General features: G+C 67.9%; 25 protein-coding genes and 1 pseudogene. 9 read left to right on the forward strand and 17 right to left on the reverse strand.

Annotated features, from left to right (window positions below):
- Positions 1-36 precede the first annotated feature (36 nt).
- From OMP43_RS16485 to OMP43_RS16515, 7 genes are all read right to left on the reverse strand, one after another.
- Positions 37-495 carry a hypothetical protein gene (locus OMP43_RS16485; RefSeq protein WP_280280617.1) on the reverse strand — a complete coding sequence of 153 codons (459 nt, stop codon included), beginning with the start codon at positions 493-495 and terminating at the stop codon, positions 37-39.
- 84 nt (positions 496-579) lie between these two features.
- Positions 580-963: a hypothetical protein gene (locus OMP43_RS16490; RefSeq protein ID WP_280280618.1), complete on the reverse strand. Its 384-nt coding sequence runs from the start codon at positions 961-963 to the stop codon at positions 580-582.
- A 55-nt stretch (positions 964-1,018) separates the two neighbouring features.
- Positions 1,019-2,356, reverse strand: coding sequence for a HAMP domain-containing sensor histidine kinase (locus tag OMP43_RS16495; protein WP_280280619.1), 1,338 nt, complete (start codon positions 2,354-2,356; stop codon positions 1,019-1,021).
- On the reverse strand, positions 2,353-3,027 hold the full coding sequence (locus OMP43_RS16500) for a response regulator transcription factor (RefSeq protein WP_280280620.1): 675 nt from the start codon (positions 3,025-3,027) through the stop codon (positions 2,353-2,355). Before OMP43_RS16500 ends, OMP43_RS16495 begins: the two co-directional genes overlap by 4 nt.
- Before the next feature lie 163 nt (positions 3,028-3,190).
- Positions 3,191-3,799, reverse strand: a complete 609-nt coding sequence (locus OMP43_RS16505) for an outer membrane beta-barrel protein (RefSeq protein ID WP_280280621.1) — start codon at positions 3,797-3,799, stop codon at positions 3,191-3,193.
- 73 nt (positions 3,800-3,872) lie between these two features.
- On the reverse strand, positions 3,873-4,610 hold the full coding sequence (locus OMP43_RS16510) for a response regulator transcription factor (protein ID WP_280280622.1): 738 nt from the start codon (positions 4,608-4,610) through the stop codon (positions 3,873-3,875).
- 173 nt (positions 4,611-4,783) lie between these two features.
- Positions 4,784-5,224, reverse strand: coding sequence for a MarR family transcriptional regulator (locus OMP43_RS16515; RefSeq protein WP_280280704.1), 441 nt, complete (start codon positions 5,222-5,224; stop codon positions 4,784-4,786).
- A 154-nt stretch (positions 5,225-5,378) separates the two neighbouring features.
- On the opposite strand from OMP43_RS16515, the gene OMP43_RS16520 reads away from it, so the two are divergent.
- The gene (locus OMP43_RS16520; RefSeq protein WP_280280623.1) at positions 5,379-6,149 is read left to right on the forward strand and encodes an alpha/beta hydrolase; all 771 of its coding nucleotides are present in this window, start codon (positions 5,379-5,381) and stop codon (positions 6,147-6,149) included.
- Between the two features lie 63 nt (positions 6,150-6,212).
- On the opposite strand, the gene OMP43_RS16525 is transcribed toward OMP43_RS16520, so the two are convergent.
- Together OMP43_RS16525 and OMP43_RS16530 are read right to left on the reverse strand one after the other, a co-directional pair.
- Positions 6,213-6,566: an STAS/SEC14 domain-containing protein gene (locus OMP43_RS16525; protein WP_280280624.1), complete on the reverse strand. Its 354-nt coding sequence runs from the start codon at positions 6,564-6,566 to the stop codon at positions 6,213-6,215.
- A 41-nt stretch (positions 6,567-6,607) separates the two neighbouring features.
- The gene (locus OMP43_RS16530) at positions 6,608-7,018 is read right to left on the reverse strand and encodes a thioesterase family protein (protein ID WP_280280625.1); all 411 of its coding nucleotides are present in this window, start codon (positions 7,016-7,018) and stop codon (positions 6,608-6,610) included.
- A gap of 216 nt (positions 7,019-7,234) precedes the next feature.
- On the opposite strand from OMP43_RS16530, the gene OMP43_RS16535 reads away from it, so the two are divergent.
- Together OMP43_RS16535 and OMP43_RS16540 are read left to right on the forward strand one after the other, a co-directional pair.
- On the forward strand, positions 7,235-8,416 hold the full coding sequence (locus OMP43_RS16535) for a glycoside hydrolase family 88 protein (RefSeq protein WP_280280626.1): 1,182 nt from the start codon (positions 7,235-7,237) through the stop codon (positions 8,414-8,416).
- A 9-nt stretch (positions 8,417-8,425) separates the two neighbouring features.
- Complete coding sequence (locus tag OMP43_RS16540; RefSeq protein ID WP_280280627.1) at positions 8,426-9,367, forward strand: DUF4861 family protein; 942 nt, start codon at positions 8,426-8,428, stop codon at positions 9,365-9,367.
- 181 nt (positions 9,368-9,548) lie between these two features.
- On the opposite strand, the gene OMP43_RS16545 is transcribed toward OMP43_RS16540, so the two are convergent.
- From OMP43_RS16545 to OMP43_RS16560, 4 genes are all read right to left on the reverse strand, one after another.
- Complete coding sequence (locus OMP43_RS16545; protein WP_280280628.1) at positions 9,549-10,664, reverse strand: alginate lyase family protein; 1,116 nt, start codon at positions 10,662-10,664, stop codon at positions 9,549-9,551.
- Positions 10,665-10,846: 182 nt separating this feature from the next.
- Entirely contained in the window at positions 10,847-13,780 is a 2,934-nt protein-coding gene (locus tag OMP43_RS16550; RefSeq protein WP_280280630.1) for a TonB-dependent receptor, read from the reverse strand.
- Between the two features lie 116 nt (positions 13,781-13,896).
- A complete protein-coding gene (locus OMP43_RS16555; protein WP_280280632.1) occupies positions 13,897-15,774 on the reverse strand; it encodes a hypothetical protein in 1,878 nt (625 codons plus the stop codon).
- Between the two features lie 191 nt (positions 15,775-15,965).
- Positions 15,966-16,736: a FadR/GntR family transcriptional regulator gene (locus tag OMP43_RS16560; RefSeq protein ID WP_280280634.1), complete on the reverse strand. Its 771-nt coding sequence runs from the start codon at positions 16,734-16,736 to the stop codon at positions 15,966-15,968.
- Positions 16,737-16,824: 88 nt separating this feature from the next.
- Between OMP43_RS16560 and manD the strand changes: the two genes are divergently transcribed.
- On the forward strand, positions 16,825-18,036 hold the full coding sequence (manD, locus tag OMP43_RS16565; protein ID WP_280280636.1) for a D-mannonate dehydratase ManD: 1,212 nt from the start codon (positions 16,825-16,827) through the stop codon (positions 18,034-18,036).
- A 242-nt stretch (positions 18,037-18,278) separates the two neighbouring features.
- On the opposite strand, the pseudogene OMP43_RS16570 reads toward manD, so the two are convergent.
- The 4 genes and pseudogenes from OMP43_RS16570 to OMP43_RS16585 all read right to left on the reverse strand — a co-directional run.
- Positions 18,279-18,563 (reverse strand): annotated as a pseudogene (locus OMP43_RS16570) (GIY-YIG nuclease family protein); the annotation flags it as partial.
- 75 nt (positions 18,564-18,638) lie between these two features.
- Positions 18,639-18,812 carry a DUF1508 domain-containing protein gene (locus OMP43_RS16575; protein WP_280280638.1) on the reverse strand — a complete coding sequence of 58 codons (174 nt, stop codon included), beginning with the start codon at positions 18,810-18,812 and terminating at the stop codon, positions 18,639-18,641.
- A gap of 34 nt (positions 18,813-18,846) precedes the next feature.
- Positions 18,847-19,926, reverse strand: coding sequence for an FAD-binding oxidoreductase (locus OMP43_RS16580; protein WP_280280639.1), 1,080 nt, complete (start codon positions 19,924-19,926; stop codon positions 18,847-18,849).
- Positions 19,926-20,870, reverse strand: coding sequence for an alpha/beta hydrolase (locus tag OMP43_RS16585; RefSeq protein WP_280280640.1), 945 nt, complete (start codon positions 20,868-20,870; stop codon positions 19,926-19,928). Before OMP43_RS16585 ends, OMP43_RS16580 begins: the two co-directional genes overlap by 1 nt.
- A gap of 49 nt (positions 20,871-20,919) precedes the next feature.
- On the opposite strand from OMP43_RS16585, the gene OMP43_RS16590 reads away from it, so the two are divergent.
- Genes OMP43_RS16590 through OMP43_RS16610 form a run of 5 tightly spaced genes read left to right on the forward strand, consistent with a single transcriptional unit; the run spans position 20,920 to position 26,153 of the window.
- Positions 20,920-21,393, forward strand: coding sequence for a prepilin peptidase (locus OMP43_RS16590; RefSeq protein ID WP_280280641.1), 474 nt, complete (start codon positions 20,920-20,922; stop codon positions 21,391-21,393).
- Positions 21,394-21,453: 60 nt separating this feature from the next.
- Entirely contained in the window at positions 21,454-22,485 is a 1,032-nt protein-coding gene (cpaB, locus tag OMP43_RS16595; RefSeq protein WP_280280642.1) for a Flp pilus assembly protein CpaB, read from the forward strand.
- Position 22,486: 1 nt separating this feature from the next.
- Positions 22,487-24,211, forward strand: a complete 1,725-nt coding sequence (locus OMP43_RS16600) for a type II and III secretion system protein family protein (protein WP_280280643.1) — start codon at positions 22,487-22,489, stop codon at positions 24,209-24,211.
- 29 nt (positions 24,212-24,240) lie between these two features.
- Positions 24,241-24,864: a CpaD family pilus assembly lipoprotein gene (locus OMP43_RS16605; RefSeq protein ID WP_345848300.1), complete on the forward strand. Its 624-nt coding sequence runs from the start codon at positions 24,241-24,243 to the stop codon at positions 24,862-24,864.
- Positions 24,861-26,153, forward strand: a complete 1,293-nt coding sequence (locus OMP43_RS16610; protein ID WP_280280645.1) for a pilus assembly protein CpaE — start codon at positions 24,861-24,863, stop codon at positions 26,151-26,153. The genes OMP43_RS16605 and OMP43_RS16610 overlap by 4 nt, the downstream gene beginning before the upstream one ends.
- Positions 26,154-26,173 lie beyond the last annotated feature (20 nt).

The raw sequence follows: 26,173 nt of genomic DNA on the forward strand, positions 1-26,173 counted from the left end.
GATTGCGTGAACATTGCGGTCTCCGTCGCGTCGGCGTCAGGTGCAGGGGTAGCTGCGGCCGTCATCGGCGCGATAGGTGTCGCTGCCCTCGTCGTAATTGCCGTAGCGCTCGAGGCAGTAGCGCCGGCGCTCCCGGGCCTTCTTCTTCTTGCCGTCACTGGCGAGCGCGACGATCAGCCCGCCGACCAGCGCGGTGCCGATGACGCCGGTCACGACGCCCTTGGTCCGGGCATCGTCGCGCCGCTTGCGCTCCGCTTCGCGCCGCCAGCGATCCTCGCGCTCGCGTTCCCAGCGCGAGCGGTCCCGCTCGCAATGGATCCGGTCGCGGCCGTCGCGCCAGTCGCAACGCGGCCGGTCCCACCCGCCATCGCCATGCCAGTCGCCGCGGCGCTCCTCCTGCCCCGCGCCCGCCGGCATGCCGGCGGCGGGCAGCCCGACCGCCAGATAGGCGGCAGCACCCAGCGCCAGGGCCGTTCGGCCAAGTCTCGCCATCATTCCATGCACTCCTCGACACGCGCCCTTGCCGGGCGCGGTTCGAGTAAAGCGGATCGACATTGCGCCAGTCTGGCGCGGCCCCGGTCAGCAGCCGAGCTCGGGGTTCCGATAGCTGTCGATCCGCCAGCCCGCGGAGGTCCGATGGGCATAGAAGGTGTAGAAGCAGCGCTTCTCCTCGGTGGTCGTCGGCGCATATTCGGTCCGCCGCCGGCCGCGCTCGTAGGTGGTCGTCTCGCTGCCGCCGCTGGTGGTCGTCTCGACCTCCATCCACTGATAGGCGCGGCGTCCGTCGGGAAGGTCGCGGACGTCGACCGGCGGGCCGTAGCGCGCCATCACCGCCTCGGGCGGGCGGCCGACATAGCCGCGCATGATGTCGGCCGAGCACCCCGGCAGCGCCACCGCCAATGCAAGCCAGCCGGGGCCATGCGCCGCCCGCCGGAAAGCGGGAACGAAGAAACGGAACGGCATGCGCATTCTCCGGAAGCCTGATCGCTCGCGTGCGATCTCCCGCCCGAAGCTTGCGTCAACCTTGCGTGCTCTCGACGAATTCGAGCCGCATGATCGTTCCGCCGGCCGGCGCCTCCAGCGCGCAGGCCGTGCCGCCGTGCAGCGTCATGACCTGGCGGACGAGATTCAGCCCAAGGCCCGAGCCCGTGCCGCGCGCGCGCAGCCGGTGGAACGGGTCGAACACCCGGTCGCGCTCTTCCGCGGGAATGCCGGGACCGTCATCCTCGACTTCGATGGCCGTGCCCCGGATGCGCAGGAGCACGTTCCGCCCGCCATGATCGATCGCGTTCTGGATGAGGTTCGCCAGCACGCGCTCGATGGCGGCGGGATCCCCCCGCACCGGCCGGCCGCCCAGATCGGCGACTTCGAGATCGCCGCCGCCCGTGATCACCAGCGGGGCGATATCGGCGGCGACGCCGCGCGCGATATGGCCGAGATCCACCCCCTCGCGGAGCGGGGCGAAGCGCTCGAGCCGCTGCAGATCGAGCAGCTGCTCCGCCAGCGTCGCCAGGCGCGCGACGTCGCGCTGCAGCCGCGCCGCCAGGGGGATGTCGGCCGAAGCCTCGATCTTCGCCTGCAATATCGCAATGGGCGTACGCAATTCGTGCGCCGCGTCGACGATGAAGCGCTGCTGCCGGTCATAGCCTTCATCGAGCCGGCGAAGCGCGCCGTTCATCGACTCGACCAGCGGCACCACCTCCGCCGGAAGCCCTTCGGGCGACAGCCGGGTACCCCGCCGATCCGTGTCTATCCGCCCCGCTTGCCGAGCGGCGATGGAAAGCCGCCGGAAGGCGCGGCGAATGATCAGCGGCGTGATGATCACCGTGATCAGCGCCAACAGGCTCAGCACCGGGATCATCATCAGGTTCGACAGGAACAGCACGACGAAGGTCATGCTGAACAGCCCGCCCTTGCCGATCACGGTGAACTCGCCCGCGGGCCCGGCGGCGCGGCGCACCACCGCGATGTCGCGGAACGGCGGGGACGTGTCCCGGATGTCGGCGAAGGTGATGCGGTCGAGATTGCGCGCGATCGGCTGGTAGAGCGAGGGAACCTCACCGAAGGTGACGAACTCGCCGCGATCGCTCCGCGCCACGAACCAGAGGCCGGGCGTGGTCGCCCGCAGGTCGGCGAGCTCCTTCGTCTCCGCCAGGTGAAGCCGGCCATCGGCGCCGCGCTGGATCGACCGCGCCGCCACTTCGGTGAACTGGGGATCGATCAGCGCACCGCCCTCGTCGGCGCGGATCAGATAGCCGACGAGCGCCGCGCTGAAGACGAGCAGTATCGAGATCTGGAAGGCGAGCAGCCGGACGATCAGCTGGCGTTTGAGCGATACCGGCCGCGATGCGTTCATGGGCAATGGCGCAGCAGATAGCCGACGCCGCGGATGGTATGGATCTGAACCTCGGCATCGGCTTCGGAAAGCCGCCTGCGCAGGCGCGAGATATGCGAATCGAGCGTGTTCGACTGGATCTCGTCATCGAAACCGTAGACGGCATCCTCGAGCGCGGTACGCAGCACCGTGCGCCCCCGCCGCCGCATCAGTGCCGCGAGCACGCGCAACTCGCGGCGGGGCAGATCGAGCCGCTCGCCGCGCACCAGCGCCTCGTCATGCGCCATGTCATAGACCAGCTCGCCCACCTGCACCTCATGGAGCGGCAGCGCGGCCGGCCGCCGCCGGATCGCACGGATGCGGGCGAGCAGCTCCTCCATCGCGAACGGCTTGGCGAGATAGTCGTCGGCACCGAGATCGAGCCCCAGGACGCGATCCTCCACCTCGGCGCGCGCGGTTATCACGATCACCGGAATGCCGGGTATCCAGTGCCGGAGCTCCGCGATCGCCTCGACGCCGTCCCCGTCGGGGAGCGCGCGGTCGAGCAGAACCGCATCGCTATTGGCGAGCCGGGCCGCCTCGCGCAGATCGGCAAGGCCGGTGACGTGATCGACGACATAGCCTTCGCGCTCCAGCACGGTCCGCATCGCGCCCGCCAACTCGGCCTCGTCCTCGACCAGCAATATACGCACTACACTTCTTCCTGCTTCCGCCTGGCCGGCCGACGACATGCCGGGTTTGCCATCGAAGCCGCTGGGCGCCAAGCGCCAGACGGGGTGAGGACGGGCGGCCGGATGGCCGCCCGTCCTCGGGTTGAGAACAGACGGTCTCTCCTCCGTCCATCCTCGGGGCACGTTAGAAGCCGACCGACAGGCCCAGCCGGATATTCGAGGAGGTCAGCCCGTCGCGATAGTTCGCGCGATCATATTCCGCCCGCGCATATACGCCCGGGCTGACACCGGCCTCGATGCCGGCGCCCCACAGAAAGCCCTTCTCGGTCAGGTTGGTGCGGATGTCCTTGAGGTTGGCGGCCCGGAAATCCGTCGTCTCGCGCACGCGCAGCCAGCTATAGCCGGCCCGGCCATACAGCAGGACGTTCGGCGCCGGCAGGATCCCCGCGCGGCCCGAGGCGTCCCAGGTCCAGCCCGGCTTCAGCGCATAATCGCCCGTGGGGCTCGCCGCGGTCAGGGTCTTGCCGCCCCGGCCGATCCCGGCCTCGGCGCCGATCACCAGCAGATCGCCGAGCTGCGCGTCATAGCCGATATGGCCGCGATAGCCGATGCCACCCTTGCTCTGGTCGATGCGCGAAGCGATCCGCGGCAGGTAATAGTCGCCGTCCTGCCAGCGATAGTCGACCGAAACGCCGACCTTGACGCCGCCGAATGTCGCATCGCCTCCCGATTGCGCAAGGGCGGTCCCCGGCAATGCCGCCAAGACGCCGATCAGCACACAGATACGCTTCATCGAATTTCCCTCCGGTCTCACACGGACCGCCCTTTCCGACGGTCCTGCACCCGGTTGGGCGAGGAACCTTGCCTCAGCATTGCGCCGCTGAATCCGCCGAAATATCCCGCCCCTGCCCCTCCATCCGCAGCCGATATCCGACGCCGCGGACCGTCTCGATGCCGATATTGCGGCCGGTCGCGCGGTCGAGCTTCAAGCGCAGGTTGCTCATATGGACGTCGATGCTCCGGTCATAGGGATGGCGCGAGCGCCCCAGCACCGCGAGGCAGAGCGCGTCCCTGGTGGAGACGGTGTCGCCGCCGTGCATCAGCAGTTCGAGCAGGTTGAACTCGGTCGCGGTCAGGACGACCTGCTGATCCCCCCAGAGCGTGGCGCGGCGGGCCCGGTCGAGCCGCAGCCGGCCGGCCGAGATCATCGGCTGGGCCGGCGCGTCGCGGGTACGGCGCAGCACGGCACGGAGCCGGGCGAGGAGCTCGCGCGGGAAACAGGGCTTCGCCAGATAATCGTCGGCGCCGAGCTCCAGGCCGATGACCCGCTCGACATCGTCATCGCCCCGCGCGGTCAGCATCACGACGGCGACGGCACTGCGGGCCCGGACGCGGCGGAGCACTTCGATGCCGTCGATCCCCGGCAGCATCACGTCGAGAAGCACCAGGGCGAACCTGCCGGACAACGCGAGATCGACGCCTTCCTCCCCCGTCGCGCTGGCCGTCACCCGAAAGCCCTGCGGAAGCAGATAGTCGCCCATCAGGGCGCCCAGCTGAACATCGTCGTCGATCAGCAATATCTCGATCATGTCGGCCCGGCACATCTCGGAAGCCCCCTCCCAGACCGGAGGTCAGGCAGCCGCGGCGCGCGCGATCGGGGCGCCGCCGCCGGGCGCCGCGGAGTCAGCAAGACGCAATTTCATACACCCATCACCATCTGCCGGATCAACCGAACGGATTGCCCCGCAAGGTTGCACGAACCTTGCGGCGACGGGCCCTATTCCGCGTCGCCGCCGGTCAGCGCCGCGCGCAGCCGCAGGACCTGATCGTTCAGCGCGACCATCTGGGGCACGCTCAGCCGCGAATTGGCAAGCAGCGCATCGGTGAGGCACGAAGCGCGGCTCCGCAGCGCCCGGCCCTTCGGCTGCAGGAACACCTGCACCTGGCGCTCGTCCTTCGGATTGCGCTTGCGCGCCACGAAGCCCGCGGTCTCCAGCCGCTTCATGAGCGGGGTTATCGTGCTCGGCTCGAGCGCCAGCCGGTCCGCAATGGCCGAGATGGTCCGGCCGTCGCGCTCCCACAATGTGCTCAGCACCAGATATTGCGGATAGGTCACGCCCAGCGAATCGAGCATCGGCTTGTAGAGCCGGTTGATCGCGATCGAAGTGGAGTAGAGCGAGAAGCAGAGCTGCGCGTCGAGCGGCAGCGGCTCGCCGATGGGAGTGGTCACGACAATCCTCGCTTTTGAATCATGAGCTTACGACAAAATACATATCGCGATAAATTTCTTCTGGACAAGGGGGCGGAATGGGTGCAGTTAATGTTTATCGCGATAACGAATGTCGCGACAAACTTTGGAAAGGAGACCTCAGATGACCAAGTCCAAGATGCTGCTCGCCGCCGCCGCCACCCTCGCTCTCGGCACGGTTCCCGCCTCGGCCCAGGAAAAGGCCGCCACCCCCGTCAAGTCGGTCGTGCTGGTGCATGGCGGGTTCGTCGACGGCTCCGGCTGGATGGACGTCTACAAGATCCTGAAGAAGGACGGCTATGACGTCACCATCGTCCAGAACCCGACCAATTCGCTCGCCGACGATGTCGCGGTGACCCGGCGCGCGATCGCCGCCGCCAAGGGCCAGGTGATCCTGGTCGGCCACAGCTATGGCGGCGTGGTCGTCTCGGAAGCGGGCACCGATCCCAAGGTCGCCGGCGTGGTCTACATCGCCGCCTTCGCGCCGGACAAGGGCGAGTCGGTCTCGTCGCTGATCGCCAACCCCGCTCCCGGTGCTCCGGTGCCGCCGATCCTGCCGCCCCAGGACGGCTATCTGTTCCTCGACAAGGCCAGGTTCGCCGCCGCCTTCGCCGCCGACGTGAAGCCCGATGTCGCCGGGTTCATGGCGGACTCGCAGGTTCCCTGGGGTGTCGAGGCGCTGCAGGGCGCAGTCACCGTCCCGGCCTGGCGGGTGAAGCCGAGCTGGTATCTTGTCGCCAGCGACGACCACATGATCCCGCCGGCGGCGCAGCGCCAGATGGCGGCGCGGGCCGGGGCGCATGTCAGCGAAGTCGCGGGCAGCCATGCGGTCTATGTCTCGAAGCCGGCCGCCGTCGCCGCGGTCATCGAAGCGGCCGCGAAGGGCACGAAATAAGCCGCTTCCCCCCGCCGCCGCCGCCGGATGCCGGGCCTCGATCGAGGTCCGGCGTTCGGCGTTTCAGCGGCGGAGCAGCCAGGTGAGCGCGCTCTCGGCGCGCGCGAAGATGCGCAGATAGGGCTGGGTCATCTCGCGGCGCACCTGCATCCGGGTGATCGCGCTCTCGGTGACGACCGCGATGCGGCTCGCCTGGGGAAAGCCGGCAAAGTGGCGGCGAAAGGCGCGCACCGCCTCCTGCGCCTGCACCCCGCTGCGGCGCATGTCCATGCGCAGGAGATAGCCCGGCACGAAACCCTCGGCATCGAACTGGTCGCGCAGCTTGCGGGCATAGTCGCCGACCCGATCGGGCTCGAACATGGCGAGCCACTCGATATCGAGCAGATTCAATTCCTTGCGAAAGGTCACGCGGTACATCGCGGCCGCTCTCGCAGCCAAAGGTTAACGGCTGGTCGCCGTCACTCCTCGATCTTGACGAAGAAGCGGTCGATCACTTCGCGCGCCAGCCGCGCGGGGCGGAGCGTCTGCGCGTCGAGGCAGCACCAGCTCGACTTGACCTCGGCCAGCACTTCGCCGCCACGGCGGATCACCGTCTCGTAAAAGGCCCGGGCGCCCTGGACCTTCTCGAGCAGCACGGTGGCGACGACATCGTCCTCGAGAAAGGCCGGCTTGCGATAGGTGATCTCGTGCTTGAGCGCGACCCAGAGATGCTCGGCCACCGCCTCGACCGGCGCCAGCGCCTGCCAATGGCTGATCACGGCCTCCTGCACCCATTTGAGGTACGAAGCATTGTTCACATGCCCCATGAAGTCGATATCGTCCTGAGCGACATCGATCGGAAACTCATAGGGAAGCGCGGTGCCGGACATATTCCCGCATCATAGGGTGAATCGGGTTTCGAAGCGACTAAAATCCCTGAAATCCCGGGGTTTCGAGGAACCGACGGATGCCGTAGCGTCACCCCGGCACGACGAGGCGAACCCATCCGCCCGCGCGCCAGATTGGCCTTACCACTTGACTTGGACACGGCGGGCAAACATCGTCCGGGCATATCGCGGTGACAGCGGTAGCAGAGAGGAGACAAGATGAAACTGAAGCTTGCCGCCGCCGCCCTGGCCGGAGCCGCGCTCGCCACCAGCCCGAGCGGCATGGCCCGCCCCGTGGCGCCCGCCGCCGCCGCGCCCGCCGCCGCGCTGCCGAGCCGCGCGCAGGTGATGGCGTCGATGGAGCGCGTCGCCGACTGGCAGCTCACTCATCTCGACGACCTCAGCTACATGCCCGCCGCCCGGCCGAGCACCAAGCGCGCCCGCGACTGGCAGCAGGCGACCTTCTGGGTGGCGCTCACCCATCTCGCCGATCGCTCGGACAGCGTGCGCTACAAGGACGCGATCTTCTCCAAGGGCCGCGAGGAAGGGTGGAAGCTCGGCGACCGGCTCTACCATGCCGATGACCACATCATCGGCGCCGCCTGGATCTGGGCCGCGCGCAAGGGTGCCGGGGCCGCGGCGCTCGCGCCCATGCTGGCAAGCTTCGACCGGATCCTCGCCGAGCCCAAGACCAACGACCTCAAGTTCATCGCGCCCGAGCCCGGCGCCGGCGACCCGGGCTGCACTACCCGCTGGTGCTGGTGCGACGCGCTGTTCATGGCACCGCCAACGCTCTGGGCACTCTCGAAGGACACCCGCCAGGGCCGCTATGCCGCCTTCGCCGACAAGGAATATCGCGCGACCACGGATTATCTGTTCGACAAGGGTGCGCATCTCTATTTCCGCGACAGCCGCTTCTTCGACCAGCGCGGTGCCCATGGCGAGAAGCTGTTCTGGAGCCGGGGCAATGGCTGGGTGTTCTCCGGCCTCGCCCGGATGATCCCCGAAATCCCGGCCAAGGATCCGCGCCGTCCCTATTATATCAAGCTGTTCAAGGAGATGGCGGCGAAGCTGGTGACGCTCCAGCGCGGCAATGGCTATTGGCCGCCCTCGCTGCTCGCCGATCCCGACCGCTCGCAGGACGAATCGAGCGGCACCGGCTTCTACGTCCATGGCCTGGCCTGGGGCATCAAGGCCGGCCTGCTCGACCGCAAGACCTATCTGCCGGCGGTGACCAAGGGCTGGGCCGCGCTCGAACACGCCGTTCAGCCGAGCGGCATGCTGGGCTGGGTACAGCAGGTGAGCGACCGGCCCGATGTGGTGAAGGCAGAGGACGCGCAATTCTACGGCACCGGCGCCTATCTGCTGGCCGGCGCCGCGGTCTATGATCTGACGAGGTAAGGAAGAAGCATGAAGCACGCCCTCTGGCTCCTCGCCGCGCCGCTGCTGATCGCCGCCGGGCAGGACAGCGCCCCGCCCGCGCCGCTGGCGACGCTCAACGTCCGCCAGGCCGATGGCGGCTACAAGCTGGTCGACCGGATCGACGTGCCCGCGGATCACAGGATCCATGACGGGCTGATCGCGATGGAGGGGCCCGGCTGGGAAAGCGACCGGATCGCCTATCGCCTGTACCTCGACGAGCGCAACGTGCCCGATATCTACGGCAAGAAGCTGCCCGGCAACGTGCTGCCGACGATCGGCATGGGCAAGGACGACTATCATTCGATGGCGCCCTGGGGCCAGGACATCTTCCAGGTCGACCAGTCGCTCGGCATGGGCGGGATCGGCGTGCTGCGCGGCGGCGTGGCGACCCAGCTCGGCAAGGCGAAGATCAGCGCGCGGGTGTTCAACAATGATCGCTCGGCGACGGTGCTGGTGACCAATACCGGCTTTCCGGGCGATGGCGGGCCGGCGGATCTATCCACCACCTACCGCATCTTCGCCGGCTCGCGCCTCACCAATGTCGAGGCGCGGGTGAACGGCAATGTGCCGGCGATGATCGCCGGGCTGACGCTGCACGACGGAGTGACCAGGATCGACAGCCCGAAGCGCGGCAAATGGCGCTATTTCGCCACCTGGGGCCGGCAGAGCCTGGCCAAGGACGATCTGGGCATCGCCCTGTTCTATCCGGCCGACGAGGCAGCGGCGACGGGAAGCGACGGCAAGTCGCTCTATGTGCGGTTCTGCGATCCGCGGAACCTGCGCTACGCGTTCGGCGCGGCCTGGGTTGAAGAGCCGGGCGCGCCGCAGACCGAGCGCGAGTTCCGGAAATGGCTGGACGATACCGCGGCCGAGCTGGCCCGCCAGCCCTTCGTGGTGAGCACGGCCCAGAAGACCTGCCCGGCGAAATAGGGGGCTCCCCGGCGATAGTGCGTCTCTCCTTCTCCCCGCAAGCGGGGAGAAGGTGGCGAGGCGAGGCCGAAGCCGGAAGAGGGGCAGGTGCGCCGCGCCATCGATACGCCCCTCTCCCCGGCCCTCTCCCCGCAAGCGGGGAGAGGGAGAAGGCTGATACGCCGCTGGCCCGCCAAGCCGGTCAGCCCGGATTCTTCCCCTCGCCCACCGCCGGCGCCGCGCCGAAATAGCGCTTCAGCTCGGTTTCCGGCGCGAGCGGATAGCCGTCGCCCCAGGCGCCCCGCGCGCGCCGCATCAGCTCGTCGAGCTCGCCGGCGTCGGGGCGCAGCTCGGGCATCGGCCAGCTGTCGACCTTGCGATAATAGGGCTTCAGGAAATCGGTGGCGCCCTTCAGGCTCTTGGCGCCATCGGCATAGTTCCACACGTCCACGCCCACGCACTTGGCCATATCGGCCACGTCATAGGCGGCGAACAGCGCGTAGACCGAATAATGGAGGCTGCGCGTGCGGGCGAGCTCGAGCGGCATCTTGCCCTCGGCCGTGATCTGCGGCGAGATGCGCTTCTTGCCAAAGGCCTCGGCCACCGCCTTGGTCATCTCCGGCCGCCGGGCGAATAGCGCGAACTGCGAAGTCTGCGCGTCGAACCACATGCCGTGATTGTTCTTGGCGGCATTCTCCGCCTTGCCGTTCCGGCTCGTCTGCATCCAGTCGAGATAGTCGGAGAACCATTTCTCCAGCCCCTTCTGCTCTTCGGCGGTGAGCCGGGCCGAGGGGCCGATCAGCCCGATGCCGTCGACCACCCGCTCGAGCCGCGACGTATCGAGCACGCCCTCGGCACGGCCCTCCTCGCGCCCGGGCACGGCCTGGGCATAGTTCATATTGGGGTTCATCCGCGTTTCCGGGTTGAGGAACCAGGTGCGCACCAGGCTCGCGGCGCGCCCGGCATAGCGCGGATTGTCCGAGAAATAATAAGCGAGGCTCAGCGTCTCGACGTCCGAGCTCATGCCCTCCAGGTCGGTGACGTCGAACTTGTCGGTGTTGCGGTCCGGATTGATCTCGCCGTCCTTGCGCATGTACGGCACGCCGCCCGGCTTGCTGGGATCCGGCCACCAATAGGGCGCGAGGCTGATATAGTCGTGCCGATCGCGCGAGGGCGGGATCGTGCGCTTGTCGACCACCGTATAGAGCGGCCGCTTCATCGCCGCCTCGGCCCGCGCGATCAGCGCGTCATAGGCCGCCTTCACCGCCGGGTCGGTCTGGATCGCGGCCTTGAGCCGCATCATCGCGTCCGGCGCCAAGAAAAAGGTCCTGCGTCCGCCGAACGACGCGGAATATCCTTCCGCGCCGGCGCAGACCGGCTGCTGGGTATTTAGGCCAGGGGAGGCGATCCCGGCATGGGAGGCAGCCTGCGGCACGAGCACCGCAGCCAGGACAAGGAGAAGAGAGGAGCTGCGGCGCATCGGAGGTTCCTTTCGCGGGCTCAGTAGCGGATCCGGACGCCGAAATAATATTGCGGCCCGCTCTCGCTCACTTCGGCGATCGAGTCATAGCCGCCCTTGTAGAACACGTCCTTGGTGTTGGTGACGTTGAGCGCCTGCAGCTTGAGCTGGACGTTCTTGGTCACGTCATACTGGACCGAAAGGTTCAGATAGCCCGCATCCTGCACGCCGCGGTTCGTGCCGCTGTTCGGCTTGTAGTAATGCGAACGATAGCGATACATCGCGCGCAGCGAAAAACCCTTGCGCTCCCAATAGACCGTGCCGTTGGCGACATATTTGGAGAGGCCGATCAGGTTCTCGGGATCGAGATAGGGCGCCAGTGCCGAGGTATCCGGATACTGGAAGTTCGCCAGGGCGATGTTGACCGAACCGTTGATGCCGAAGCCGCTGAGGATGCCCGGCAGCCAGGTGAAGGCATGGCTGCCGGTGAACTCCACGCCATAGAGATGGCGCATCTCGGGATCGTTGGCGGGCGCGATCAGGTTGACATTGTAGCTCTGCTGGGTCGGCGCGCCATTATCCACCTGGGTGGTGACCGAGATCGTCGTCGGGATGCCCGCCGAACGCGAGATCACCGATCCGCGCAGCCACTTGTAATAGCCGGCGATCGAGAAGAGCGTGTCGCGGCTCGGATAGAATTCCAGGCTCAGATCCGCGTTCCAGGCGCGCATCGGCTTGAGGTTCGGGTTGCCGCTGGTCGGGTTGAAGGTGACGCTCGACGCGCCGCCCGAGCCCGAGGTCGGGTTGAGATTGATACCCGCGCCGAAGCTCTCGATCGGCGAGCGCGACAGGGCGCGATAGCCGGCGGCGCGCAGCTTGATCTTGCTCGACAGGTCGAAGGCAAGGTTCAGGCTGGGCAGCCAATATTCATATTCGCCCTTGAGCGTGTCGGTCTGGATCGTGCCGTTGGGATCGGCGGCGACGGTGTAATTGTCCGACGCGGTGTCGATCGTCACCTTGAACGGCAGGCGGAAGCCGACCGAGGTGATGCTGGTCTTCACATAGCGCAGGCCGATATTGCCGCTGAACGGCGTGCTGCCCAGCTCGCCGCCGAAGCTGGCCATCGCATAGGCGGCCCGGATCTTCTCGGTGACGTCGATGTCGCTGGGATCGCGGCTGTCGGCCGGCAGCGCCAGCGAATCCTGGCCGGTGAAGGTCTTGAACAGGCACTGATTGTCGAAGGTCGCCCAGCTCGAGAGATTGGTATTCGTCGTCGGGAAATATTCGCTGGTGGGGAAGCCGCGGCGGCAATTGGCGTTGGCGCTGCCGATGATCTGCGCCACGGTCATGCCGCCATAGGGCACGATCGTGTTCAGATCGGTGTTGCGGTTGTTGTCCAGCGTGCGCTGGTGCTCCGAATAGCGGCCGCCCGCCTTGATCGACTTGATGAAGCCGTCATTGGCGAACCGGTATTCGGCGTCGAGCCGGCCGGCCCAGATATCGTCCTTGCGATCGGTGACGAAACGCTGGCGGGCATAGACCGAGGTCGCCGTGTTCGCCGCGAAGTTCGCCGGATTGTTCACGTCGAAATTGAAGAAGGTGACGCGCGGGACGATCGGGCTCTCCGAATAGTCCAGCTCATAGCCGACGCGCGTGGTGGAGCGCATGCGGGTCGCCTTCTGCGTCTCGGTGCGGTGAGAATCGGAGAAGCTGCCATCGGCGGTGATGACGAAGTTGCCCGGCTTCCAGGTGACGGTGGCGCCGCCGCCCTTGTAGGTCTCGTTGCGCTCGCGCAGCTCGAGCTGGTTCTCGATGTTCGAATTGCCGCTATACTTGATCAGCGCGCCCTTGCTGAAACCGTTGCTGCCGTCGCCGATGATGATCGGCTTGATGCCGCGCAGCGCCTCCGCGATCGACAGGATGTTGCGGTTCTCGGTGGATTCGCGCTTCGACCATTGGCCGTCGAGCGAGATGTCGAGATTGGGGGCCGGGCGCCATTGCAGCGCGCCGATCACGGCGTTGCGCAGCTCGCGCGTGTCCTGCTGGCGGAAGCTGCGCGACTGGGTGGCGTAATAGGTGGTGCCGATCGTCTCGCCGATGCCGGTGCGCGGCGCGGCGCCGACCTGGCAGTTCACCGCGGCGCCGGCGGCATTGTTCGCAGCGGTATTGGTCGAGATCAGCGTGCCGTTGCTGGCCGAGGTGTTGCACGGCACGAAGTTCGAATTGCCGTTATAATAGTCTTCCGGCGCGGCGACGTCCTGGCGCTGATAGCCGATCGCGATGCCGATCTCGCCGATGCCGGTGCGGAACTGCTTCACCAGGCTGGCATTGGCGCGATAGCCCAGGCCGTCGCGCCCGATGATCTTGTCGTCCTTGGGCAGATACGAGCCGCGGATCTCCGCCTGGAAGCGCGACTTGCCATAATCGAGCGGGCGCATCGAGCGCAGCTCGATCACGCCGGCGATGCCGCCCTCGAGGAAGTCGGCGCGCTGGGTCTTGTAGACGATGACGCCGTTGACGAGCTCCGAAGGGAATTGCTGGAAGGCGACCGAGCGGTCCGCGCCCGCGGTCGAGACTTCGCGGCCGTTGAAGGTCGAGAAGCTCAGTGTCGGGCCGAGGCCGCGCACCGAGAGCTCGTTGGCGTTGCCCTTGAAGCGATCGGCCGAGACGCCGGTGATGCGCTCGAGCGTGTCGCCCACGCTGTTGTCCGGCAGGGCTCCGATCTCGTCATTGACGATGCCGTCGAGCACCACATCGGCATTGCGCTTCACGTCGATCGAGCTGCGCTGCTCGGCACGGGCGCCGGTGACGATGATGGCCTGTTCCGCATCCTGGGGCGCCGCGCCGTCCGCCTGGGCGGGATCGGGCGCGGTCTCGGCGGTCTGCGCATAGGCGGGCATCACCATGCAGGCGGATGCCAGCAGCGCCAGGCGCAGCGAGTTGCGTCCGAAAGCGGAAAAAACAGTCCCAGGCATGGAATCTCCCCGTCAATTATTACGCCCGTTTTCGGGTCTGATCGCGTGGTAAGGCCAATTTGGCACCGGTGTCAACCCAATTGGCCAGCACAGCCAATCCCGGATCGTAACAGCCGTCACTTGTAGCGCAGCGACCAGGTCAGCGTGAGCGGCGCGGCGAGGCGCCTGCCCGCCAGCGTGCAGCGGACGAGCGAAGCGAAGGCCCCGGTGGGCGCGCGATATTCCTTGCCCGTGGCCGGGCCGGCGGTGCAGCCGTCATAGCCGGTGGCGGAGAAGCCGGTCACCTCGCCGGCCCCGAAGGCCACGGCGCCGGGCCCGCCGCCGCGCGGATCGCCCGAGAAGCTGGCGAATTCGAGCGTCACCCCGGAAAGGTCGACAGGCGCTGCCGCCCGATAGACATCGGTGCGCGTGATCCTGCCCGGCGCGAACTCATAGCGGGTGCTCACGGTGATCCGCTTGTCGGCGGCGGGCGCGTTGCCGCCCATCCGGTCCATCGCGTCCTGCCGCCAGCTGACGATGGTGCGATCGCCCTCCCGCCGCCACGCCACGCCCCGGAACCAGGCCAGCGGCATCAGCACGCTGCCGTCGGCCAGCGCGAAGCGCGGCGTGAGCTGCGGAAAGTCCGCATCCGCCGATCCCTGGAGCATCCCGCCCGCGAACGGGATCGGGAAATAGGGATTGTGCATGTGCTGGCTCTCGGCGCCGTTGATGATCGGCAGGCCGATGACATGGCCGCGGTCGCGCAGCGTGAGCAATGCCCGGTCGTGCGCGCCGCGCGCGAACCAGGTGAAACGGGCGGCGGGCAGCGTCGCCAGCCAGGCCGCATAGCCGGGCGACGGCGCGGCGCGCCGGTAGCCGAGCCCGTTCCACAGCGCGTTGGTGTAGATATACTGGCGCGCCAGGCTCAGATTCTCGCCGAGGATCCGGTGCTTGCCGCGATAGCCGTCGGTGCGGCGGCCATCGTCCCAGAGATTGACCGAGCCGGTGGCCGGGTTCAGCCAGAAATCGGCATAGCGCGCGGCGATCCGGCTGGAGAGCGCATAGGCCATGTCGCGCTCGCGCGGAGTGAGCACCCCCAGCTTCGCCGCGGCGGTGAGCACTTCGAGGAACGCCGTCTCGCCATAGGTGCCGATGCTGCGGCCATATTCCCAGCCCTCGCCGGTGAGCGTCGCGCGCGCCAGCATCAGTTCGGCGGACTTGCGCAGCCAGGCCTTCACTTCCGGGGTGGGCGCCATGCCGGTCTCGATGAAGCGCTGGGCGATCTCGCCGATCAGCAGCACCGAATAGCGATCGAAACGGCCCTGCCCGTCGGTCTCGTCGGCAAAGCCATATTTGCCCGAATAGGTGCGGTAATGCGCGAGCATACGCTTGAGCAGCGCCCTGGACGCGGTCTCGTCTTCCCAACCGAGCAGATAGCGCAGCCGCGCGACGCTGAAGGCGACGCCGTAATAATTGTTCGGCAGGCCGTGCAGCAGGCCGAGCGACCGCGCATCGACGAAGCTGCGCCAGTCGAGGCGCTGGCGCAGGCGCGCGAGCGTTTCGGGGCGCACCGCCTGCTCCAGCAGCCCGGCCTGCTTCAGCGCATGCAGGGCGGAGACATAATAATAGATGCCCCAGGTGTCGTTGGGATCGTCGATCGTCAGGTCCGCGATCTCGCGATAGCCGGCGAGATAGCCGGCGAGGCGCGGATCGCCACGGGGCGTGTCGAGCAGGAGATAGTGCAGGCCCGAGGCGATCTTGCCGGGGAGGAACTTGTCGCCGCTGTCGAACACCGGCACGCCGTCCAGCCGCATGCCGCGCTTCTCGCGCAGCAGCTGGTGGAGCAGGCTCTCCAGCTGCGGCATCAGCCGCTCCTCGATCGTCGCGTCCATCGGCGGCGCCGTGACATAGACCGGGCCGTGCGGCGCGGGCGCCGCGTCCTGCGCAGCAGCGACCGGGCCCGCGAGCGACGCGAGACAGGCGGCGCCGAGCAGCGCGCGCGAGTGATTCTTCAATTGGCCTCTCCTTTTGGTCAGGCCAATTTCCATGCCATGGTAATCGGTGTCAAGCCACTGTGTCGCGAACCTGCTCCGGGCCGGTCCAGGGAGAGGACCCATATCCCCCGATCGTCACCCCGGCCCTGAGCCGGGAGGGCGGATACTGGCCTGTTTTCTCAACCCAGTCGCGCCGGGAGAAGCCCCCGCCCTCAGGCCGATCCGATCTTGAGCCGCTGGGCGACGCTGTTCCGGCGCGCGTCGATCTCGCTGCGGGCGCGCTCCATCGCCTCGAGCTCGGTAGCCTCGAGCAGATCGTCGACCACGCCGCGCAGGTGGCGGCGCATCGCATTGCGCGCGGCATTCGGATCGCGCACCTTGAGTGAATCGAGGATCGGGCGGTGCTCCTCCACCCGCGGCGTGATACCGCCGCGCTTGGCGCGCGCGAACATGTTGGCAGCCAGGGGCGACTTGGTGCGCAGTTCCCACAGATACTCGACCACGCTGCGGATCGCGGCATTGCCGGTGGCATTGGCGATGGCGAGGTGGAAGCGGTGATCGGCGTCCATCACGGCCGGCTCGTCCGAATCGTCCGCCCCCATGTCGTGCAATATGGCTTCGAGTTCCTCGATCTGCTCGTCGGTGATCGAAACCGCGGCGAGCGCCACCGCCTCGCCCTCGAACAGGATGCGCGCCTCGGTCAGGTCGAAGGCGCCCACGTCGAAGTTGAGCGCATCGGCACGCTCGCCGCTGCCATGGTCGCGGCGCGTGACATAGAGGCCCGAGCCGTGCCGCGCCTCGATCCAGCCCTTCATCTCGAGCGCGATCATCGCCTCGCGGATCGTCGGCCGGCTGACCTTGTATTCCTCGGCCAGGTCGCGCTCGCCCGGCAGCCGGCTGCCCGGCGACCAGCGCCCGGCCTCGATCGCCTCGGTGATCGAAGCGGCCACCCGCTGATAGAGCTTGTTGCCGGTAATCTTCATCGCACCCTCATCGTTACACTACCTCGTAGGTTGACACGATAGGTCATACAAGTGGATATTGGCCTGACCACTTCCAGGGGGTTTCGTTTTGCCACGTATCACTGCCGCCCGCGTCATCGTGACGCGCCCCGGCCGCAACTTCGTAACGCTGAAGATCGAGACCGACGAGGGCGTCTACGGCCTTGGCGACGCGACGCTGAACGGGCGCGAGCTGGCGGTGGCGAGCTACCTCACCGACCATGTAATTCCGTGCCTTATCGGCCGCGATGCCCATAGCATCGAGGATATCTGGCAGTATCTCTACAAGGGTGCCTATTGGCGTCGCGGGCCGGTGACCATGACCGCGATCGCGGCGGTCGACATGGCGCTGTGGGACATCAAGGGCAAGCTGGCGGACATGCCCGTCTACCAGCTGCTGGGCGGCGCCGCCCGTGAAGGCTGCATGGTTTATGGCCATGCCAATGGTAGCGATATCGCGGAAACGATCGAGCGCGCGCAGGAATATCTGGAGCAGGGCTATCGCGCCGTGCGCCTCCAGTCCGGCGTGCCGGGCATGGCGACGACCTATGGCGTGTCGGGCGAGCGCTTCTACTATGAGCCGGCCAAGGGATCGCTGCCCGAGGAATCGCAGTGGAGCACGGCGAAATATATGCGCTTCGTGCCCGAGCTGTTCCAGAAGGCGCGCGACGCGCTGGGCTGGGACATTCACCTGCTGCACGACGTCCATCACCGGCTGACTCCGATCGAGGCCGGGCGGCTGGGCAAGGATCTGGAGCCGTATCGCCTGTTCTGGCTGGAGGATGCGACGCCGGCCGAGAACCAGGCCGCCTTCCGCCTGATCCGCCAGCACACCACCACGCCGCTGGCGGTGGGCGAGATCTTCAATTCGATCTGGGACGCCAAGCAGCTGATCGAGGAGCAGCTGATCGACTATATCCGCGCCACCGTGGTGCATGCCGGCGGCATCACCCATCTGCGCCGGGTGGCGGCGCTCGCCGATCTCTACCAGGTGCGCACCGGCTGCCACGGCGCGACCGACCTGTCGCCGGTGTGCATGGCGGCGGCGCTGCATTTCGGGCTGTCGATCCCCAATTTCGGCATCCAGGAATATATGCGCCATTCGGAGGAGACCGACGCGGTCTTCCCCCATGCCTATCGCTTCGAGCGGGGCCTGATGCATCCCGGCGACGCGCCGGGCCTGGGCGTGGACATCGACGAGGAACTGGCCGCCAAATACGAGTATAAGCGCGCCTATCTGCCGGTGAACCGGCTCGAGGACGGGACGATGTTCAACTGGTGAGCCTGCCCATCCGCCGGCCCGCCGGGGCCGATTCACGGCGCGGAAGCTTACGAAGTTGATGCCATGGGGGCGGGTTTCGCGCTCCCGTGGCTGGCCGGAGCGTGGGAGAAGGCGCACGACTGCCGCATCCGGGCAGCGAAGCATGCGCGATCCTATATCGGAAGGGGGTGACCGGGCGCGCTCCTCCCCCACCCGTCACCCCGGGCTTGATCCGGGGTCCCGCTTCTTCGGGCGAGCTGGCTATGGAAGTCGCGCCACTCGGGATTGCCGCGCTCGATCAGCGCGAACTTCCATTCGCGCCGCCAGCGTTTCACCCGCTTCTCATGCGCGATGCGGCCGGTGATCGCAGGTGCGTGCTCCGCCCAGACGAGGCGAACGAGTCCGTAGCGGCAGCCGAAATCGGAGCCGTCGTCAGTCCAATGCCGATAGATGCGCGAAGCCAGGCTGGAGGTCATGCCGCCACCCATGGTGCCACGATAGCGATCGGCCATGATGCAGACCCACCCTCCCCGCTCATCGGGCCCCATTTCAAGCGAGACACAAGAAGCGGGACCCCGGGTCAGGCCCGGGGTGACGGATCCAGGGACGCCTGGTCGAGCCCCTCAGACCTCCTCGACCGGCGCGGCCGGGCCGTTCTTCAGGATCGATTCGATCGCGTTCCGCGCGTTGGCCTTGCTGGAATAGCCCTCGGTCCAGAAGATTATCTCGCTGTTATACTTGAACTTCGCGACATACTCGCCGGCCTTGTTCTGCTCGATCACGAACTTGTGTGCCATTGGCTTTCTCCCGAACTCGAACGGCTAACCCGGGTTAGCTTCCGAAACGTGCAGGCGAATAGGGGGCCGGGTCAATAGCCGCGACCGCCGGATCGGGCATGGTGCCGAGCAGCAGCGCCGAAGCGAGCTTCGCGGCCGCCGGCGCGGTCTGGATGCCGAAGCCGCCCTGGCCGGCGCACCAGAAAAAGCCCGGCACCGCCGCGTCGAAGCCATAGACCGGCAGGCGATCGGGAGCGAAGGTCCTGAGGCCGGCCCATTTGTGCTCGAGCCTCTCCACCCGCCAGTCGACGACGTGCTCGAACCGGTCGATCGCGGTGGCGACGTCGATATCCTCGGGCTGCGCGTCGCAGGGCGGCGTCGCGATCTCGTCGTGCGGGCTCAGCCAGATCCGGCCGCCGGCTTCCGGCTTCCAGTAGAAGCTGCCGCCGATATGCGCGACCATCGCGCTGCCGGGCGCGGGCGCGGGATCGGTCTTCAGCTGCATGATCGTGCGGCGATAGGGCCGGATGCCGAGCGGCCGCGCCCCGGCCATCTCCGCCACCGGATCGGCCCAGGCACCGGCGGCATCGACCAGCACCGCCGCCGCGAAGCTGCCCGCGCGGGTCTCGAGCCGCCATGCGCCGCCCTCGCGCCGCGCGGAGACCAGGGCGGCATGCGTCAGCAACTCCGCCCCTGCCCGCTTCGCCGCCGCCAGCATGTCGCCGTGCAGGCCGCCGACATCGATATATTCGCAGCTCGGCTCGAGCACGCCGAGCGTCCATTCCGCGCGCAGGCCCGGGATCAGCGCCCGGGGATCGACCGGGCGCAGCTCCACGCCGGTGCCTTCGAACTCGGCCAGGAACGCCGCGATCGCCGCCGCCTCGTCGGCCCGGCCGATATGGACCGAGCCCATCGGCTCCAGATATTTGCCGAGCATCGGGCCCGAGGCGGTGGTGAGCGGCTGGATCGCCGGCCCGCCATAGCTTTCGGACCAGAAGGCGGCCGAGCGGCCCGTCGCGTGACAGCCGGCGCGCTCCTCCGCCTCGAGCAGCAGCACGCGCGCATGCGGCGCGAGCTCGGCCGCCAAGCTGGCACCGGCGATGCCGGCGCCCACGATCGCTACGTCATGGGCCATCAGCGCCGCTGGGCGCGGGCGGCGAGGAAGAGGTCGATCTCGCCGATCGCGCGATTGCGGACCCTGTCCTCCTCGCGCAGGATCTCATGCGCGCTTTCCTTGCCGAAAGTGACGATGCGAGCATCGGGCAGCCTGGGCACGATCCGGAGCGCCGCCTTCGCATCGACCAGCCCGTCCGCCTTGGCGACCAGGGCGAGCACCGGCACCGGCATCTTGCGGAGCTTCGGATCGCCGGCCAGCTCGCGCATCGACTTGAACGCCTGGATCAGCCAGCGCCAGCTCGGCGGGCCGGTGACGATGGCGGGATCGTGCTGCTGCCACCAGATCTCGTCGGCATAGCGATCGGGATCATGGGTGAGCAGGTTGGCGCGAGTCTCGGTGGTGTAGGGCTTCTCGTTGCTCTTCCAGGCCGGCCGGGTGCTGTCGCCCACGCCGCCCAGGATGCGCGCGGCCCGCTCGGCAAAGGGCCCCAGCGCGCTCTTCACGCCCAGCATCGGCGCCACGATCACCGCGGCATCGGGCCGGATCGCGCCCTCGACCAGGCCGCGCAGCACCAGATGGCCGCCCATCGAATGGCCCATCACTACATGCGGGCCGGGCGTCGCCGCCTCCCAGTCCGCGTAAAAGGCGCGCAGGTCGGCGATGAAGCTGTCGAAGCTGTCGATGTCGCCGCAATTGGCCGCGGCGGTCAGCCGGCCCGAGCCGCCCTGGCCGCGCCAGTCGAACGAAGTGATCGTCCAGCCCTGGTCGTGCCAGTGGCGGAAGGCCTCGAGATATTTCTCGAAGATGTCGCCCCGGCCGCCCTGGAACAGGATCGAGCCGCGCGGCGTGGGGGTCTCGGCGGACCAGGCGAAGGCGCGCAACTGCCAGCCATCGGGGGCCGTCCAGTGATGGACCTTGGCTCCAACGGGGATGGTGCGGCGGGGATCCGGGTTTTCACGCATGGGGCTTGGTTACGTTTTGATAAGCCGTCCCGTCTAGGACTTTGGCGACATGGGGGATGTGTTCGTCACTTTGCTGCTCGTGGCACTTGCGCTGCTGCTCGTCTCGGCGGGCATCCAGGATGCGCGCACGCGCGAGATCGCCAACTGGAAGAATGCCGCCATCGCGCTGATGGCGCCGCTCTGGTGGTGGGCGAACGGGCTGGCGCTGTGGCCGGACGTGGCGATGCAGGCCGGCGTTGCCGGGCTCGTCTTCGCCTTCTTCCTCGGCGCCTTCGCGCTGGGGCAGATGGGCGGCGGCGACGTGAAGATGATCGGGGCGCTCGCCCTGTGGCTGCCGGTGCAGCCGCTGGTGTGGATGCTCGTGCTGATGTCGCTGATCGGCGGTGGGCTCACGCTCCTGATGGTGATCGAGAAGCGGCTGCGCCGCGACGCGGGGGGGCCGCTGGAGATCCCCTATGGCGTCGCCATCGCGATCGCCGCGCTGCTGGTTCTTCGCGAACCCATTTTTAACCAGTTCGGGTGAATAATTAACGCTGGCGCAACCACATAGGCCGGCGCTTTTGAGAAGGCTTGGAATAGCGAAATGGATGCACGCAAGCTGATCCTGCTCGTCGGTGCGCTCGTCGTGGCGGCCATCACCGCGTTCATGGCGCGCAACCTGATGACCGGCGCCCCCGCGCCCCAGGCCGGCGCCGTGCCGGCGGCCGTCCAGCCGCAGAACACCACCGAAGTGCTCGTCGCCAAGCGCGAGCTGCCGGTGGGCACCATCCTCGATCCCCAGTCGCTCGAATTCCGCCCCTGGCCCAAGGAGCTGGTCGAGGGCGCCTATTTCGTGCGCAGCGAATCGGACCCGGCCAAGCTGGTCGGCACCGTGGTGCGCTTCCCGATCCCCGCCGGCCAGCCGGTGACGCAGGGCGCGCTGGTGAAGCCCGGCGACCGCGGCTTCCTCGCCGCCGCGCTCGGCGCTGGCATGCGCGCGGTGACCGTGCCCGTCTCGACTCAGAGCGCCGTCGCGGGCTTCGTCTTCCCGGGCGACCGCATCGACCTGATCCTCACCCAGTCGGTGAGCGGCGGCGGCGACGGCCCGGCGCTCAAGGCGTCGGAGACGGTGCTGCGCAACCTGCGCGTGCTCGCCACCGACCAGAAGACCGACAAGCAGACCGACGACAAGGGCAACACGATCGTCAACACCTATTCGACCGTCACGGTCGAGGCGACGCCCAAGATCGCCGAGAAGATCGCGGTGGCGCAGACCATCGGCACGCTCTCGCTCTCGCTGCGCTCGATCGCCGACAATCAGGGCGAGCTCGAGGACGCGATCGCGAACGGCGATGTCGAGGTGCCGAGCGATCCGAAGAAGGAAAAGGAAATGATCGCCAAGGTGGCGCGCGCGCCGCAGGACGGCGCGACCACCTTCGCCACCGGTGCCGACGTGTCGCGCTTCCAGCGCAGCACCGTGCCGGCCAGGCCGCACGACATGGGCACGGCTGCCGCGCCCGGCGCCGCGCCCACGCCCGGCCAAAGCTTTCCCGGCGCCGCGACTCCGCGCGGCCCGGTCGTGACCGTCGTTCGCGGCAATGCCGAGACCGCCGTTGCTCTGGGGGGCAAGAACTGAGATGACTCGCAAGCTTCTTCTGAAGCGCTCGCTCGCCGCGATCGTGTCGACCGCGCTGGTCGGCGCGCCGGCGACCGGCTTCGCCCAGACCGCCAAGTCCAAGCGGCCCCACCCGGCCCGCACCAACGCGCCGGGCCGCACCAATGTGGGCGTCGCCAACCTGCCGCCGGGCACGCAGCGGCCGAGCGGCGAGATCCTGCTCTCGACCGGCCAGGGCGAGCTGATCACGCTGCCGGCCAACGTCGCCAATGTCTGGACCTCCAATCCGTCCGTCGCCGATGTCTATGTGAACAATCCGCGCCAGATCCATCTGTTCGGCAAGGATTTCGGCGAGGCGACGGTGTTCGCGACCAGCGCCTCGGGCGCGGTGGTCTTCTCCACCAACATCCGCGTGGCGCAGAACATCACTTCGATCGATCGCATGGTGAAGGTCGCCATGCCCGATGCGGACGTCCAGGTGACCACGGTCGGCCAGATCGCGGTGATCAACGGCACGGTGAAGTCGCCGCAGGACAGCGAGCAGGCGCAGCGCCTGGTCACCGGCCTGCTCAATCCCGGCGTCAACGTCAACGATCCCAATGCCCAGCTCAAGATCGCGGTGATCAACCGCCTGCGGACCGCCACGCCGCTGCAGGTGCAGCTGCAGGTGAAGTTCGCCGAGGTGAGCCGCAGCTTCGTCAAGAACATCGGCGTCAACTTCACCACCAAGGATCCGACCGGCGGCTTCCAGTTCGGCATGGCCCAGGGCCGCAGCCCGGGCTCGTTCTCGGCGACCGACCTCGCCAAATATCCGACGGCGACGATGACCCAGAACGGCGTCACCATCACCGGCGCCTATGATCCCTCCACCGGCCGGTTCGTCAATCCGCGCGCCACCGGCCTGGCCGACATCACCCGCGGCTCGGACAACGCCACCATGGGCCTGGCCGGCAAGCTGTTCGGCCTCGACGTGCTCGCGGCGATCGATCTCGGCGAGACCATCGGCCAGGTGACCACGCTCGCCAATCCGAACCTGACCGCGCAATCGGGCGAGACGGCGAACTTCCTCGCCGGCGGCGAGATCCCGATCCCGGTCGCGCAGGGCCTGGGCACCACTACGGTGGAATATAAGCAGTACGGCATCAGCCTGGCCTTCACGCCGACGGTGCTGGCCGATGGCCGCATCTCGCTGCGCGTGCGCCCCGAAGTGTCGCAGCTGACCTCGGCCGGCGCGGTGCAGCTCAATGGCGTCACCATCCCCGCGCTCAGCACGCGCCGCAGCGAGACCACCGTCGAGCTCGGCTCGGGCGAGAGCATGGTGGTCGGCGGGCTGCTGCAGAATTCGCAGAACAACTCGATCACCAAGACGCCGGGCCTGGGCGACGTGCCGATCCTGGGCGCGCTGTTCCGCTCGAACGGCTTCCAGCGCAACGAGACCGAGCTGGTGATCGTGATCACCCCCTATCTGGTGAAGCCGGTCAACGCCAACCAGATCGTCCTGCCGACCGACGGCTACAAGGCGCCGAACGACTTCGACCGCGTCTTCCTGGGCGCCCTTTCCGGCAGCGGCAAGGGCGGCGACCGCCCCAAGCCGAGCATGGCGCCGACGGACGGCCAGCCCTCGGTGGGCGCCTATTCGCCCGCGCCGGCCGGCCAGGCCGCCGCGCCCGTCCAGGCGGCGCCCGCCCCGCAACCCAACCGCAAGCAGAAGAAGGGCGGCGCCGCAGCCCCCGGCTTCGGCTTCTGACCCCGATGCGACTGACGAGGAGATCGCCCGTGCTTCCGCGCTTCACTCCCCTGCTCGTCCCGGCGCTGCTGCTCGCCGGCTGCGGCACCTATAATGGCGGCGTGGAATCGATCCATCAGCCGATCGTCCAGCGCAGCGACTATGTGCTCGACCTGCAGACGACCGGCTATTCCCTGGCGCCCGGCGAGAGCCAGCGCCTCGCCGGCTGGATGTCGGCCATGAGCCTGCGCTACGGCGATCGCGTCGCCATCGACGACGGCGCCGCCGGCGCCACCGGCCGCCGGGAAGTCGCCGCCGAGGCCGGCCGCTACGGCCTGATCCTCGCCGATCGCGCCCCGGTCACCGCCGGCCAGATCGCGCCGGGCACGATCCGCGTGGTCGTCACCCGGATGACCGCCAATGTGCCGGGCTGCCCCGACAATTCGCGCCCCGCCGAATATACGTTCGAGGCGAGCACCAGCTCGAACTATGGCTGCGCGACCAACAGCAATCTCGCCGCGATGGTCGCGGATCCGGCCGATCTGATCCGCGGCGCCGCGGGCTCGCCCACCGCCGATCCGATCAGCGCGTCCAAGGCCATCGGCGCGTTCCGCGCGGCGGTGCCCTCGGGCAGCGGCGGCAAGGTCGACGCCGGTTCGGGGAGCCCCAAGTGAACGCGCCTTTCAATCCCGCCCGCACCGGGCATCGCGATCCGTTCGTTGCGTTCGTCTGCGACGAGACGACGGCGGAGATCCTGCGCCCGATCGCGGTCGAGCTCGGCTGGTCGCCGGAAAAGGTCAACAAGGGCGGCCTGCGCAACGCGGTCCAGACCCTGTCGGTCTCGGCGAGCCCGAACATCCTGTTCGTCGATCTCTCCGAGAGCGGCGACCCGCTCAACGACATCAACGCGCTCGCCGAAGTCTGCGAGCCGGGCACGATCGTGATCGCGTCGGGCCAGGTGAACGACGTGCGCCTGTATCGCGACCTCGTCGCGAGCGGCATCCACGACTATCTGCTCAAGCCGCTGAACCCGGATGCGCTGCGCGATGCCTTCGCCCAGGCCCAGGCCGCGCTCAGCGCGCCCAAGCTGGCCGAGGCCGGCACCGATCGCCCGCATTGCGCGGTGGCGGTGATCGGCACGCGCGGCGGCGCCGGCGCCTCGACGCTCGCCACTTCGCTTGCCTGGCTGATGGGCGAGCGCCTGGGCCGCAGCACCGCGCTGCTCGACCTCGACGTGCATTTCGGCACGGGCGCGCTCGCGCTCGACCTCGAGCCGGGCCGCGGCCTGACCGACGCGATCGAGAATCCCAGCCGCATCGACGGGCTGTTCATCGAGCGCGCAATGGTCCGCGCTTCGGACCGCCTCGCCGTGCTCAGCGCCGAAGCGCCGATCCATTCGCCGATCATGACCGACGGCGCGGCCTTCTATCAGCTGCAGGAAGAGATCCGCACCGCCTTCGAATGCACGGTGGTCGACCTGCCGCGCTCGATGCTGGTCAACCATCCGCACCTGATCACCGATGTGCAGGTGGCCGTGCTGGCGACCGAGCTGACGCTGGCTTCCGCGCGCGACGCGATCCGCATTCTCAGCTGGTTCAAGTCGAACGCGCCGCAGACCCAGGTGATCGTGGTCGCCAACAAGATCCAGCAGGCGGCAGTGCTCGAGATCAGCCGCAAGGACTTCGAGGGCTCGATCGAGCGCAAGATCGACTTCATGCTGCCCTTCGATGCCAAGCTCGCCTCGCAATCGGCCAAGCTGGGCAAGCCGCTCGCCGAAGTGGGCAAGGGCAACAAGGGCATCGCTCCGCTCGTCGACCTCGCCCAGCGCATCGCCGGCATCGCCGATTCGGGCGCCGAGGATGCCGGCCCCGGCAAGGCGAAGGGCAAGAGCGACAAGCCCAAGGGCGGCGGCTCGCTGCTCGACAAGTTCAAGATGAGGATGCCGGTCAAGGCAAAGAAGTAACCATTGCGCGGCTAGGCTGC

The sequence above is a fragment of the Sphingomonas sp. CBMAI 2297 genome, assembly GCF_029870595.1.
Taxonomy (GTDB): domain Bacteria; phylum Pseudomonadota; class Alphaproteobacteria; order Sphingomonadales; family Sphingomonadaceae; genus Sphingomonas.